The 14,628-nt window shown below is 45.2% G+C and carries 10 protein-coding genes; 8 read left to right on the top strand and 2 right to left on the bottom strand.

Features of this window, described 5'->3' with window-relative positions; all coding sequences use genetic code 11:
• The 5 genes from ccoG to QZ147_RS04960 all read left to right on the top strand — a co-directional run.
• On the top strand, positions 1 to 1,020 hold a 1,020-nt coding region (gene ccoG / locus QZ147_RS04980), incomplete at its 5' end, for a cytochrome c oxidase accessory protein CcoG (RefSeq protein ID WP_295147711.1).
• Between the two features lie 45 nt (positions 1,021 to 1,065).
• Complete coding sequence (locus QZ147_RS04975; RefSeq protein WP_295147709.1) at positions 1,066 to 1,683, top strand: TetR/AcrR family transcriptional regulator; 618 nt, start codon at positions 1,066 to 1,068, stop codon at positions 1,681 to 1,683.
• A gap of 93 nt (positions 1,684 to 1,776) precedes the next feature.
• The gene (locus QZ147_RS04970; protein ID WP_295147707.1) at positions 1,777 to 2,928 is read left to right on the top strand and encodes an efflux RND transporter periplasmic adaptor subunit; all 1,152 of its coding nucleotides are present in this window, start codon (positions 1,777 to 1,779) and stop codon (positions 2,926 to 2,928) included.
• Complete coding sequence (locus QZ147_RS04965) at positions 2,928 to 6,083, top strand: multidrug efflux RND transporter permease subunit (RefSeq protein WP_295147704.1); 3,156 nt, start codon at positions 2,928 to 2,930, stop codon at positions 6,081 to 6,083. Before QZ147_RS04970 ends, QZ147_RS04965 begins: the two co-directional genes overlap by 1 nt.
• Complete coding sequence (locus tag QZ147_RS04960; RefSeq protein WP_295147702.1) at positions 6,076 to 7,455, top strand: efflux transporter outer membrane subunit; 1,380 nt, start codon at positions 6,076 to 6,078, stop codon at positions 7,453 to 7,455. The genes QZ147_RS04965 and QZ147_RS04960 overlap by 8 nt, the downstream gene beginning before the upstream one ends.
• A gap of 42 nt (positions 7,456 to 7,497) precedes the next feature.
• On the opposite strand, the gene QZ147_RS04955 is transcribed toward QZ147_RS04960, so the two are convergent.
• Both QZ147_RS04955 and QZ147_RS04950 read right to left on the bottom strand, forming a co-directional pair.
• A complete protein-coding gene (locus tag QZ147_RS04955; RefSeq protein WP_295147700.1) occupies positions 7,498 to 7,971 on the bottom strand; it encodes a cysteine permease in 474 nt (157 codons plus the stop codon).
• Positions 7,968 to 8,156, bottom strand: a complete 189-nt coding sequence (locus tag QZ147_RS04950) for a DUF2798 domain-containing protein (RefSeq protein WP_295147714.1) — start codon at positions 8,154 to 8,156, stop codon at positions 7,968 to 7,970. The genes QZ147_RS04955 and QZ147_RS04950 overlap by 4 nt, the downstream gene beginning before the upstream one ends.
• Before the next feature lie 133 nt (positions 8,157 to 8,289).
• Here QZ147_RS04950 and QZ147_RS04945 point away from each other — a divergent pair, with 133 nt between their 5' ends.
• The 3 genes from QZ147_RS04945 to QZ147_RS04935 all read left to right on the top strand — a co-directional run bounded on the left by QZ147_RS04945 (position 8,290) and on the right by QZ147_RS04935 (position 14,541).
• Positions 8,290 to 11,706 carry a DUF748 domain-containing protein gene (locus QZ147_RS04945; RefSeq protein ID WP_295147698.1) on the top strand — a complete coding sequence of 1,139 codons (3,417 nt, stop codon included), beginning with the start codon at positions 8,290 to 8,292 and terminating at the stop codon, positions 11,704 to 11,706.
• 33 nt (positions 11,707 to 11,739) lie between these two features.
• Positions 11,740 to 12,117 (top strand): RidA family protein, encoded by a 378-nt coding sequence (locus tag QZ147_RS04940; RefSeq protein ID WP_295147696.1) that lies wholly within the window; start codon positions 11,740 to 11,742, stop codon positions 12,115 to 12,117.
• Between the two features lie 219 nt (positions 12,118 to 12,336).
• Positions 12,337 to 14,541, top strand: a complete 2,205-nt coding sequence (locus tag QZ147_RS04935; protein WP_295147694.1) for a TonB-dependent siderophore receptor — start codon at positions 12,337 to 12,339, stop codon at positions 14,539 to 14,541.
• The last annotated feature ends 87 nt before the right edge of the window (positions 14,542 to 14,628 follow it).

The raw sequence follows: 14,628 nt of genomic DNA, 5'->3' as shown, positions 1-14,628 counted from the left end.
TTAAAAATTTTTAAAAATTCCCAAAATAAGCAAAAAGCGCCGCAAGGCTCGTTTTTACGGCGCGCGGCGGGAGTAGCGATCTGGTCGGCGTTATCGCTTTTTATCGCTTGTAATTTTATGTGGTATTTCGTGCCGCCGGAGGATTTTTTTAGCTACTTAAAAAGCCCCGCCGAGCATAAAATTTTACTATCTTTTCTCGCCTGTATCGCGCTTTGGCTAATTTACGACGTCTGCTTTTTAGCCGAAAATTTTTGCGTTTATATCTGCCCTTACGCAAGAGTGCAGTCGGTGATGTTCGATAATGACACGATTCAAGTAATTTACGACGAAAGCAGGGGCGGCAAAATTTACGAAAACGGCGTAAGCCTCGGTAAAAAGCCGGTCTCAAAGCCCGTAAGCGACGCCGAGCAATGCGTGGGTTGCGAAGCTTGCGTGAGAATCTGCCCGACGCATATAGACATTAGAAAGGGCATGCAGCTTGAATGTATAAACTGCCTAGAATGCGCCGACGCATGCGCTAAAACGATGGCGAAATTTAGCTTACCGTCGCTTATTGGCTGGACTAGCGAAAATTCGCGCAAAACACGCAAAAAGGTAAAATTCTTACGTTTTCGCACCGCCGCTTACGCCGCGATTTTAGCGGTAGCCCTAACGGCGCTTGCGTTAATGAGCGGCAAAAAGGAAAATATGCTTTTAAATATTAACCGAACCAGCGAGCTTTACTCGGTAAATAAGGCGGGCGAGATCGAAAATTCGTACGTATTTTTATTTCAAAACACCGATAGCGAGGCGCACGAATTTTACTTCGACGTGGAGGGCGGAAATATAAAGATTTCGCGTCCGGTTAAGCCTATTTTAATAGCAAGCGGCGCAAAACAGCGCGTAGTCGTAACGCTAAAAGCCGCGCGCGAAAATTTTATCGGACGAAAAAGCGGGCGGGCGGATATTAAAATTCGCGCTTACGCCGTGGACGATAGAGAAAAAATAAGCGTGATTAGGCAAAGCGTGTTTGCCTTTTAAGAGTAAATTTGCGCTACAATGCGCATAAAATTTAGAGGAAAATTTATGAAAATTTCGGAAAAAGGCAAAAGCAGATACGACTCCGTTATGAACGCTGGTTTGGAGCTATTTTTAAAAAACGGCTTTGAAAAAACGAGCCTAAACGATATCGTCGCAAAAGGCGGCGGCTCGCTTGCTAGCATTTATAAATTTTTTACGAACAAAGAGGGGCTTTTCGCGTCGATAATGGAGCAAAATTTTAACGAATTTTTCGCAGAACTAGACGAGAAGATGAATCTAAAAACGGCTGAAAATTTAGAGCAGATGTTTTATGATTTTGCGTTAAATTATTTTGAAGTTTTTTGCAAGCCGCGCGCTTTGGCGCTTACTAGACTGGTGATTAGCGAGTGCTATAAAAATAAAAAATTAGGCGAGTATTTCGAAGAAAACGTCGGGTCTAAAATGTGCGGGATTTTGATTAATTATCTAAACAAAGCCGAAATTTCCGCGCACATAAAAGACTACGACAGAGAAAAATTGGTCTTTAAATTTTGCGCGTTAGTCCGCGAACCGTTTCATTTAAGGGCGATAATTTTGGGGCAGGATATAAAATTTAGCAAGAAAGAAAAAGAGGAGCTGGCAAGGCAAAGCGCGGATATTTTCCTGCACGGAATTTGCAAATAAATTTGACTTATTTACGGACGGAAGTTATAATCCCGCTCTATTTTTATGTAATATTTATTACTAAACTGATACAAATACGAAAAGGAGAAATTTATGAAAGGTAAGCTTACGAATTTATCGCTTGCTCTGGCTGCGGCTTTATTAATTACGGGCTGCGATTTATTTAAAAAAGATAGCGCGAACGCGGCGGCCGGCGCCCCTAGGCAGATGCCGCCGGCGAAAGTAGACGTGACGGTAGCCAAAAAAGGCGATTACGCTATGAGTTTTAATTACCCCGCGCGCGTGCAAAGCGAGCAAGACGTGGTGATTAAGCCCAAAGTTTCGGGTACGCTTTTAAAGCAAAATTTTAAAGCGGGCGATAGGGTCAAACAAGGTCAAATACTATTTGTTATAGACCCCGAAAAATACCGCGCCTCGTATGAAGCGCTAGAAGCTAGCATCGCGCAGTCGCAGGCGAATTTAAAAAACGCGAAAAGCGAATTGGAGCGCGTCAAAAATTTATTTAAGCAAAAAGCCGTTTCGCAAAAAGAATACGACTCCGCGCTAGCTAGCTACGAGACCGCCGAAGCTACGCTAAAAAGCGCGCAAGCGTCGGCTAAAAGCGCAAAGCTAGACCTTGAATATACGAACGTCACGGCTCCGTTTAGCGGCGTAGTCGGCGAAAATTTAATAGATGTGGGCGCGTACGTAGCGGCGGGCTCTACGGAGCTGGTGCGCCTAACCAAAATCGATCCGATCGACGTTAGATTTTATATTTCGGACGTAGATAGCCTAAATAGGGCTCAAAATTTAGCCGGCGGCACTTGGGCGCAGATAAACGAAGAGGCGGTTTTGCAGCTAAACGGCAAAGAGTATAAAGGCAAGGTAAAATTTATAGATAGCACCGTGGATACGAGCTCGGGAAGCGTTTTAGCAAAGGCCGAGTTTGAAAACAAAGGCGGCGAGCTGCTTCCGGGCGTTTTCGGTAGAATTCAAATGGACGGTTTTATTCAAAAAAATAGCTTCAAAATTCCGCAAATAGCCGTGCTTCAAGATACGGTTAGCCCTTACGTTTACGTGATAAAAGACGGAAAAGTTACGAAAAAAAGCGTAAAAATCGTCTATCAAACCGTAACCGAGGCTTACGTGAGCGAAGGGCTAGACGAGGGCGACGTGATTATCTTAAATAACTTCAAGAAAATAGGAGTCGGCGCGCCGGTGCAGCCTGACGAAAGCAATAAAACCGCGAGCGGGGAGAGCAAATAATGTTTTCTAAATTTTTTATCAATCGCCCGATTTTCGCCACCGTCGTTTCGATTATTATCGTTATCGGCGGGCTTATGGCGATGCGAGGGCTTCCCGTCGAGGAGTACCCCAAGCTCACGCCGCCGCAGGTTAGCGTAAGCGCGACATACACGGGCGCGGACGCTCAGACGATAGCAAATACGGTAGCTACCATTCTCGAAGACGAGATTAACGGCGTGGAGGGAATGATTTATATCCAAAGTACGTCGAGCTCCAGCGGCATGATGAGCCTAAACGTATTTTTTAATATCGGATACAGCGCGAAGCAAGCTACGATCGACGTAAATAACCGCGTCCAAGCCGCGCTTTCTCGCTTGCCGAGCGCCGTTCAACAAACGGGCGTCATAGTCAGAGAGCGCAGCAGCTCGATCCTAGAAGTAGTCGCCTTTACAAGCGAAGATCCTAGCATGAGCAAGCAAGAGCTCGCGAACTACGTGCTATTAAACGTAGCCGACGAGATCAAGCGCGTAAAAGGCGTAGGCGACGTAAACGTAATCGGCAATCAAGACTACGCGATGAGAATTTGGCTAAAACCGGACGAAATTTCTAAATTTAATCTAAGTATCCCGGAAATTTTAAGCGCGGTTTCTACGCAAAATAGCCAGTACGCCGCGGGCAAAATCGGCGAACAACCGATGCAAGACGCAAAAAATCCTTACGTTTATTCGATAAAAGCCGACGGACGATTTACCGACGTTAAGCAGTTTGAAAACATCATTTTAAAAGCTAAAAACGACGGTTCTCTTTTAAAGCTAAAAGACGTCGCGGACATTGAGATAGGCTCTCGCAGCTACTCGTTTAACGGCTTTTTAAATAACGAGCGTATGGCGCCTTTGATGGTGTTTTTACAAAACGACGCCAATGCGTTAGAGACCGCGAAGCTAGTTTCAAAAAGGCTTGACGAGCTAGCTGTAAGCTATCCGGCCGGCCTTAAACACGTAGTCGCGTACGATACGACTACCTTCGTAGAAGTCTCGATTGAAGAGGTTGCAAAAACCTTTATCGAAGCGCTGGTTTTGGTTATGATCGTTATGTATTTCTTCTTAAAAAGCGTTCGCGCTACGATTATTCCGATGCTTGCGGTGCCGGTTTCTATTATCGGGACGTTTGCGGGATTTTATATTATGGGATTTTCGATCAACCTTATTACGCTTTTCGGTTTAATCCTAGCCATCGGCATCGTCGTGGACGATGCTATCATCGTTATCGAAAACGTAGAGAGAATTTTGCACGAAGAAAGGGATATTAGCGTAAAAGAAGCGACTATTAAAGCGATGAACGAGGTCGCGACGCCCGTTATCTCGATCGTGCTGGTACTTTCTGCCGTTTTCGTGCCGGTTTCTTTTATGGAGGGCTTTGTCGGCGTTATTCAAAAGCAGTTTGCCCTTACGCTCGTAATTTCAGTTTGTCTATCGGGATTCGTCGCGCTTACGCTCACGCCCGCGCTTGCGGCCATTATGCTAAAAAGGGGCGAGAGCGAGCCGTTTTGGTTAGTTAGAAAATTTAACGAATTTTTCGATTGGAGCACGGCGATGTTTTCCGCGGGCGTGGCTAAAATTTTACGTCACGTAGTGCCCGGGCTAATCGCAGTTGCTATCGTTATTTTTATGATGGTCGAGCTATTTAAAGTAGTCCCTTCGGGTCTCGTTCCTAGCGAGGATAAGGGCTACTTTATGGCGCTTTCGTCGCTCCCGCCGGCTTCGGCTTCCGCGAGAACGATCGAGGAAAATAAAAAAATGGCTAGCGTTATGATGGCCGATCCGCACGTTTATTCGGTAATGGGATTTGCCGGATACGATCTGATCGCAAGCACGCTTAGAGAAAACGCTATGGTATTTTTCGTAAAAACGAAAGATTGGAGCGAGCGAAAGACGCCTGATAGCAGCATAGACGCGCTGGTAGGTAAATATAACGGCGTATTTTGGCCGTCGAAAGAGGCTATGACTTTCGTGCTAAACGTGCCGCCGATTATGGGCTTATCGATGACGGGCGGCTTTGAGATGTATATTCAAAATAGAAGCGGCAAAAGCTACAACGAGATAGAAAAAGACGTGCTTGCAGTCGTCGCGAAAGCTAATCAGCGCCCAGAATTAACGGGCGTTAGGACGACTTTGGAGACGAATTATCCGGAATTTAAAATCGACGTAGACTACGAAAAGGCTCAGCTTTTAGGCGTTAGTAAAGCCGACATCTTTAACGCGTTAGCCGCCACGATGGGGTCTTATTATATAAACGACTTTAATATGTTCGGCAAGACTTACCGCGTTTACGCGCAGTCCAAAGAGAGTTTTAGAAATTCTCCCGAGGATTTAAGAAGCGTATTCGTTAAAAATTCAAGCGGCGAGATGATCTCGCTAAATACGCTAGTTACGCTTACTAGAAATATGGGCCCCGATCTAGTAGACCGCTTTAACCTATTCCCGGCAGCCAAAGTAATGGGCGATCCAAAGGCGGGCTACACCTCGGGCGATGCTCTAAAAGCGATCCAAGAGGTCGTAAAAGAGACGCTAAATGAGAGTGAATATTCAATCGCTTGGTCGGGTACCGCTTATCAAGAGGTTACCGCCTCGGGCGCGGGCGCGCAAGCGTTTGTTTTCGGTATGATTTTCGTATTTTTAATCCTCGCGGCGCAGTACGAGCGTTGGCTAATTCCGCTGGCGGTAATTACGGCGGTGCCTTTTGCCGTATTCGGCTCGCTGCTGGCTACGTGGGCCAGAGGGTTAACTAACGACGTGTATTTTCAAGTGGGGCTTTTGCTTCTTATCGGACTTTCGGCTAAAAACGCGATTTTGATCGTGGAATTTGCCATGCAAGAGCGCGATAGCGGTAAGAGCGTCTTCGATGCCGCCGTTAGCGCGGCTAAGCTTCGCTTCCGCCCGATCGTAATGACGTCGATAGCCTTTACGCTGGGCGTCTTTCCGATGGTGATAAGCTCGGGTGCGGGCGCGGCGTCTCGCCATTCGCTAGGAACGGGCGTGGTCGGCGGTATGATAGCCGCAAGCACGATCTCGATATTTTTCGTGCCGTTATTTTATTATCTGCTTGAAAATTTAAACGAGAAATTTTGGAGTAAAGGCAAACACGTAAAACGCGACGGAGGAGAGATGAATGCGTAAAATTTTAATACCTATTTTAGCGGCTTTTATCGCGGGTTGCTCGTTTAGGCCGGAACTGCCGCAAACGGATACGAAATTTCAGGCAAGCTATGAAAGCAGCGATATAAACGATCTTTGGTGGAAGGAATTCGGCGACGAGAGATTAAATACGCTAGTAGAGCAGGCATTAGAAAACAATATCGATCTAAAAATCGCTTACGTAAATTTACAAACCGCCGCTCTTACGCTTAAAAATTCCCGCGCCGATCTTTTCCCTACGATCGGCATCGAGGGAAGCGGTAGTAAAACCCGCACCAGCGGCGAGACTTACGGTAAGCAAGATAACGCCAAGTACGATAGCTTTTCGCTTAGCGCAGTGCTAAACTACGAGGTAGATCTTTGGGGTCGCGTGCGAAATTCTATCGCTTCAAACGACGCACTTTTAAAAGCTAGCAAATTCGACTACGATAACGCGCGCCTCACCATCTCTTCAAACGTCGCGCAGGGCTATTTCTCGCTCGTAGCGCTTAAAATGCAAGAGCGCGTTTTAGAGGATACGCTAAAAAGCTATAACGAAACGGCGGCGTATCGCAAAAAACAGCTCGATGCTGGCGCGACTACGCAAATCGTTTATTTGCAATCCCTAGCCGCCGTACAAAGCGCGCAAATTAGCCTTTCAAACGTGCAAAAATCGCTCGTAAGCTCGTCAAGCGCGCTTGCTATTTTATGCGGTAAAAGCAACGACGAAATTTTAAGCCAGATTATAGATACGAGCGCGGATCTGCCGCAAGCTCCGCAGATAAATGCGGGCATAAGCTCTGATATTTTACTTCGTAGAAGCGACGTGGCCAGCGCTTACGAGAACCTAAAAAGCGCTAACGCCCTAATCGGCGTCGCAAAGGCGGCGTATTTCCCGACGCTTTCGCTAACGGGCGCATTCGGGTTTAGCTCTAACGAGCTTGACCGCTTGTTCGTGCAAAATGCCAACGTATGGTCTTTTGCGGGGCAGATCGCTCAAAGCGTCTTTGACTACGGCAAGCGAGCGAACAACGTAGAGATCGCCGAGCTTGCTCAAAGCGCGAAGGCTCTAAACTACGAAAAGACGATTAAAACGGCTTTAAGCGAGATAAAAACGGCTCTAAACGACCGCGAAAAGGCAAGCCTGATCTGGCGAGATACGCAAAATTTACTAGATTCGCAAAGTAAAATTTACGATTTAGCAAAAGCGCAGTTCGATGCGGGCTACGCCGATCATTTGACGTTGCTCGACGCGCAGAGAAATCTTTTAAGCGCGAAGCTAAACGCGGTGGACGCGAAGCTTAGTTTAGATAACGCCGCGATCGGAGTTTATAAGGCCTTCGGCGGCGGGTTTAAACAGCCGCAAGCAGAGTAGATTTAAGATTAGGGCGGGCTTGCCCTTGCCTTAATTTGTCGTTTAGTAATATCCCAAACAAAGCGTATCGGTTAGCCTTATGCGTTTTTCAAGCGGGGTTGGCGAGAAGAATTTGCACTTTTCGATGTAAATTTGCAGGCCGTAATCCAATCCTAAATCGTCGTAAAATTTCTTTAAATTTACGAATTTTATCCCGCAAATTTCGTGAAATCGTAGCAATCCGTAAATTTTTGAGCCGTTTTTAGCGATTAGGTGCGAGGGCGCAAGTCCCGTAAACAGGCAAAACGCCGAGCTTAGAACCAACCCGTTTAGTGGCGTGCAGGACTCTAAGGCGCGCTCGAATTTGCTCGGTACGCTCTTTTTTAGCAAAAAAACGACGCGCGAACGCTCGAATTTAGCCGAGACCGCACTTTTCCAAAAAAGATAGGCGTTGCTTGAAATTTCGGCTTTTTGCGCTAGCTCGCAGCCTAAAACGTAATCGTCTAAAAATTCGTTTAAAGCCAGCGTTAGCTTCATTTATCTTCTTTACAAATCGCCTTCGTAAGCCTAGTAGCTACGGGCGAGATCGCTAAAACGCAAGGATAGGCGACTACTAGCGCCTTGCCCCAATTAGCGAGCCAAATGAGAGCGAAACCTTTGATTAAGCCTAGATTAATAAACGTCAAAACGCCCGAAATTACTAACGACATTAAAAACGCCATAATGAATGAAAAAACTAATTTAAAATATTTCGCGGAGAGCACAAAATGCCTTTTTGAGTGAATTCAGGGGCGATTATAACATAAAAATTTTGGTATAATCGCGTAAAATTTTACGGCGTTTAGGGAAAAATCGGTGAAGAAATTTTACGAAAATCATAAAAAATCTTGCGTCTATGCGGGCGCTTTGACCGCGTTTTTAGCACTTTACGCGGCGCTCGGTTTCCTAGGCGCGCCTTGGCTTTTAACTAGCGTCGCGCCTAAAATTTTAGCCGATAAAAACGCCTCTTTAAGCATAACGAAAGCCGAATTTAATCCTTTTACGTTTGAGCTAAACGCGACCGGGATCGCCTTAAAAACAAACTCCGACGTTTTTAAGGCGGATGGCGTTTTTATAGAGCTAAACGCGCGCAAAATTTTTAAAGCCGAGCTAAATTTAGCCAAAGTAGTACTAAATAATCCGGCGGTTAATATCGAGCGAAACGCCGATTTAAGCTTTAATTTTACGCCGTTAATCCAAACGGAAGAGCCCGAAAAAAAGGACGAAAAAGCAAGCGGCGAGAGCTTTTTTAACGTAACGCTAGATACGTTTGAGATAATTAAAGGCGACGCTAGATACGCCGATAATAGCCTAAAAAAACCGTTTGCGGCGACGTTAAAAGACGTTAGCTATAAAATAACCAATATTAATTTAAAAGAATATAGCGCGGGCAAACACGCTCTTGATACGGGCTCGTCGCTATTTAGCGAGTTTGATTGGAACGGCGGCGTAAGCCTAAAACCGCTAAAAATTTACGGTAGCGTTAGTTTTAAGGATTTAAACGTATCTAAAATAGCTCAAAGCTACGTAGATGCGGCGGATTTAAATATCTCGAAAGGACTGCTGAACGCGCGGCTAAAATACGTCGTAAGTATCGACGAGGCGGGTATCGGCGCGCAGCTTGAAGGCGCTAAAATATCGGCTAAGGATTTTGCGGCGCGCCAAAACGAAACTAAGTTAAATTTTAGCGAATTGACGCTAGACGGACTAAACTTAAACGGAAATTTCGGCGACACCAACGAGCTAAGCGCGTCGCTCAAAGGTTTAAATTTGAGCGAATTCGCGTTAAATGAAACGGCATTAAAGCAAACCGCGATTAGCGATATAAAGCTAAAACTAAATAAAGACGGCGACGCGGGGGTGGAAATCGGCGATTTAAATAGCTCGAATTTTAACCTAAACGGCGCGGATTACGAGGCGGGACTCGGCGGAGTTTTAATAAGAGATATTAACGCAAGCGGCAAAGACGAGTTTAAAAACCTAGCTTTAAGCGTAGAGGAAATTTCTTTAAATTTTCCGAAATTTAGCGGTTTTAACGTGGCTGCTTTCAGCGAAAATTTTAGCCTAAACGACGTAAGCGCAAGCCTTGTTTTAGAAAATAACGCGACTAAAATCGGCGCTAGATTAGGCTCGTTTAAAACCTCGCCGATCGACGTTTCGGGCGCGAAGGAAAAACTTTTAAGAGTAGATTTCTTAAGCGCTAATAATTTAAATTTTAGCGACGGCAAAGTAAATTTAGAAAATTTTAGCATAGGTAAAACGGAGGTTTTTAGCGGTAAAAAAAGTTTCGGCGGATTTGGAAAAATATTATCGGAGGGCTTAAATTTTAACCTGCAAAACCAAAATTTAATTTTGGCAGACGCTAGGATCAAAGATGCGTTTTACGCCGACGAGCTAAGCAAAAACGGCGCCGAAGCGATAAATAATTTAGCTATTTTAAGGCCTAAAAAATCGGTAAAAACGGCAAAAACACAGCCGAGGCAAGCGCAAAAAAATAAGAGCGATTTCGTAGCCGTAATTAAAAATATCGAGCTAATTAACGCAAAGGCAAATATTTCTCAGCGCTTTTTGCCTAAACGGACGAGTCACGAAATAGTCCTTAAAAACGCAAAAATAAGCGATTTTTCAAGCGATTTTTCAAAGCCTTTCGGATTGGTTTTAAATGCGGCTACCGGAGAGAAAATTTCGCTTAACGCAAACGGCAAAATTTCGCTTGAACCGCTCGACGTTAGTCTAAATTTAAAGACGAATTTTAACGATCTGGCCGCTTTCAATAAAATCGTTCAAAACTACCTGAACGCAGAAATTTCAAGCGGTAAAATCGCGATGAATACGAAGGTAAATTTTTCTAAAACGTATAAAATTCAAAGCGATTTCAAGATGAGCAAATTCGGATTAAACGACGCAAACGGTACGAAAACCGTCGCGATTGACGAGATAAAAATCGGTAAAATAGCTCTCGACGAACGCGGTATAAAAATGAAAAATTTAGCCGTAAACAGCCCGTTTATCAAGGCTCATTTAGACTCAAACCGCACGTTTAATTTAACTAAACTCGTAAAAACTAGCGACGAAAACGCGAGCGAACCGGATGGCGAAACCCGAAAAACCGGTGACGAAAAGACGTTTGCCGTAAATTTTGAAAATTTAGCCTTAAATAACGTAGACGTCGATTTTAGCGACGATAGCTTGGTGCTGCCGTTTGTTTTCGGCATTAAAAACTTAAACGCGAAAATCGACCGCGTACAAAACGACGCCATTTCGCGAATTAGCTCGAACGGCGTAATCGGAAGCGGCGGCAGCGCTAACGTCGAGATAAAAACCGACGCGTTAAATCCGAAGAAATTTAGCGAAATTAGGCTAAATTTTAAAGACGTGGAACTAAGCGAAGTGACGCCTTACAGCGCGACGTTCGTAGGGCGCAAGATCGATAGCGGCCTGCTAAATTTAGCGCTGGTTTACGATATTAAAGACCGCAAAATGGACGGCGAAAATAATATCGTAATCGATAAAATCAAGCTCGGCGAAAGCGTAGAATCCGGTAGTGCCGTGAGTTTGCCGTTGCAGCTGGCTATCTCGATCTTACAGGACTCAAACGGCGTAATTAACCTTAATCTTCCTGTTTCTGGCGATCTTGATAATCCGCAATTTAGCTACGGCGGGATCGTCTGGCAGGCGATTAAGCAAATTTTCGTAGACGTCGTTAGCTCGCCGTTTAGGCTAATAGGGAGCGCGCTGGGCATTAAGGATGCGGGTGAGCTTGCGGCGATCGATTTTACGGCGGGAAGCAGTGAAATAATGGAATCGCAGAGCAAAAAGATCGCGCGTTTTAAAGGGATAGCCGATACCAAAAAGGACGTAATCTTCGTAATTTCGCCCGCGCTTAATAAACAAGCGGACGAATTTGCGCTACAAAAGCTAAGTATCGATAAGTTAGTATCAAGAACGGCTGCATCTAGCGGAAAAAGCGAGTTTGAAGCGCTTCAAGATATAGCGCGCGCAAAGCTAAAAAATCCGTCGGCCGATCCGCGCGACGAGCTAGCTAGATTGCAAAAAGTAACCGAGGCCGATCTGGAAAAACTAGCAAGTAAGAGGGCGGAAAATATATTTAACGCCATGACGGCTGCTGGCGTACCGCAAAGTCAGCTAAAAATCGCCGATAAAATTCAAGAGGCGGACGTTAAAACGAATGTTTACGTAGGCGTGCCGATAGGTATCGAAAATTTAAAATAGCCTTCGAGATTTAATAAATTTTAAGGAGTAAAAATGAAAAAAATAATTTCGACGAAAAATGCGCCGCAGGCGATCGGGCCGTATTCGCAAGCAATCGCGGCTAACGGATTTTTGTTTATTTCCGGGCAGTTAGGCGTTACTCCTAGCGGCGAATTTGCGGGCGCGGACGTAAAATCGCAGGCGCAAAGATCGCTTCAAAATTTGCGAGCGATTTTGAGCGAAGCGGGGCTTAGCTTTGAAAACGCGGTAAAAACGACGATTTTTCTAGCCGATATCGCGGACTTTGCGGCGGTAAACGAAATTTACGCCGAATTTTTTAACGAGCCCTATCCCGCTCGCAGCACGGTCGCGGTAAAAACGCTGCCGAAAGGCGGTTTGGTCGAGATCGAGCTTATCGCGGCGATAAAATAAGTAAAATTCGCTCTTGCGGGCAGACGCGCTAGGTGCTATATCGCTCGCAAGAACGACTAACTTTTTCGTTACCTTTAAAATTTAAGACGCTAGTCTGACGCGATTTTATATCAAAACAATACTCTAACGTATTTAAATAGAAATTTTATTCTTTATTAATAATCGCCGTAATATAATCCCACAAAATGATAATAGATATTATTATATATGGAGGAATTTATGCGCAAAAGCAAAATTTATTTGATTTTGGCTTTGGGAACGTTGCCGTCTTTTGCGGCAAATTCGGACGATAACGCTACTATCGATCTGCAAACGATTACCGTGCGGCAAAAAGTCGATCCCGAGACGACGCAGGGCAAGAATTTATATACGACCTATCAGATGAATACCGCGACGGGGCTTGATCTAAGTATCCGCCAAACCCCGCAGTCAGTTAGCATCATCAGCGATAAACTCATAAAAGATCAAAATTTCAAAACCATAAAAGAAGCGATGAGCTACGTGTCTGGTATTAGCGTTACGACCGATACGGGCGGCGGTTCGCGCTCGCGATTTCAAACGCGCGGCTTTGATATCGATAATATCCAAGAAGACGGCCTCGCATCGCCTGCGGCAAGCTCCGTACAAGGTACGCTTTATACCGCAAAAGAGCTAAGCGATCTGATATTTTACGACCGCGTGGAGGTTTTGCGCGGAGTGGCGGGCCTTACGCAAAGTAACGGCAACCCGAGCGGCACGATAAATTTACTGCGAAAAAGGCCGCAAGGCGAGTTTAGAAGCGCTTTAAACGCCGGCGTTAGCGGCTTTTCGGGCGGAAAAAGAAGTTACGACGGGTCGTTTGACGTTACCGGCGCGCTAAACGAAAGTAAAAGCGCGCGCGCCAGACTTATCGGCTCGTTACAAAAAAGCGATTCTTTTAAAGAGGGCGTCCAGGGTAAAAAAGGCTCCGTAGGCGCGATGCTGGGTTTTGACGTAACGGACGATAGCGTCTTAAATTTAGGCGCGATATATCAAAGAAGCGAAAACGTACCCGATATCTACGGCCTGCCCGCCCTATATAACGGTAGAGCCGTAAAATTTAAGCAAAATAAATTTTTCGGCTCGAAATGGGATAAGGAAATTTTTAAAAAGGTAAATATTTTCGGCGATTTCACCCGGTATTTCGCAAACGATTGGAACGCCGCATTTAAAGTAAATTACACCAAAAGCGATATGGATATGAAATTCGCTCAGCTTTGGAACGCCGCCGTGCCGCGGGTGCAGAGGCAAAAATACGATACTTCAAGCGACGAGATAAATCTAAAATTCGATCTAAACGGCAAATTCGAGCTTTTTGGTCAAAGTAACGACGTTTTTATGAACGCTCAAATCTCGCGGGATAAATTTAAAGGAAGAGACAAGTGGATGACGCCTTTAATGGGCTATAATATGGACAATTTTACGATAGATTCGGTATCTGAGCCCGATTGGAGCGCCGCGTTTCGCGACGCAAGCTCGAATTTGACCGTAAAGCAAAAATCGCTTACCGCCGGTACTCGGTTAAATTTTACGGACGCGTGGCATTTGCTAGCGGGGGCTAGATTCAGTGGCGTCGAGTACGCTTCGTGGGGCTGGTCGAAGATGTTTTTTAGCGTTACGCAAAATAAAAAGAAAGAGCTAAAAAATAGTAAAATTACGCCGTATGCGGGGCTGACGTGGGATTTTGCGCAAAATCACTCGCTCTATCTTGGCTACGCTAAAATTTTTAAGCCGCAGATGAATGAGAAACAAAGCGGCGATTTCGTTAAGCCCGTCGTCGGCTCAAATGCGGAGCTCGGGCTTAAATCCGAGTATTTTGACGGCGCGCTAAATTCCTCCGCAGCGGTATTTCAGACGTTGCAACAACATAAGGCCGTACCGGATCCGGCGCTGTATCCGTCTAACTATTGGGTGGACGGCGGCAAGGTACGGACTCGCGGCTTTGAAGCTGAAATTTCGGGTAAACTTTCGAAAAATTTACAAATTTTCGCCGGTTATACCTACGCCAAGAGCGTTTATATGGAAGATGAGAGAGTTCATTCTAGTCTTGCCGCGCACGCCAAGGGCGAAATCGCCAACGCCTACGTGCCTAGGCATATTTTTAGGCTTTACGCCAACTATACCTTGCCGGCGTTGCCGCGGCTTAGTTTTGGACTAGGCGGTAGATATCAGAGCAAGACGGCATCGTATTATTCAGGAAGTTCGGCCGCGCCCGATCAAAAGGGTTACGCGCTGTTTGACGGCAATATAAACTATAAATTTAATAAAAATTTCGGACTAAATTTTGCCGTGCGAAACATCACTGACAAGAAATATTTCATAAATTCGATGAATCGCTCCGCCGACCGCTTAAACTACTACGGCGATCCTAGAAATTTTATACTGAGCCTTAACTATGTTTATTAATTTAATGGTCGTATCTTTAAATATTTTCTAACCCCCCCCCCGCTTAAACCTATTTTTTTAATCTAGGTTTAAGCCTTTTTCTATATA

It is taken from the genome of uncultured Campylobacter sp. (assembly GCF_905371695.1).
In the GTDB taxonomy this organism is placed as follows: Bacteria; Campylobacterota; Campylobacteria; order Campylobacterales; family Campylobacteraceae; genus Campylobacter_A.
The sequence above is the reverse complement of the archived record's forward strand: the minus strand, read 5'-3'. Positions and strand labels throughout refer to the sequence as shown.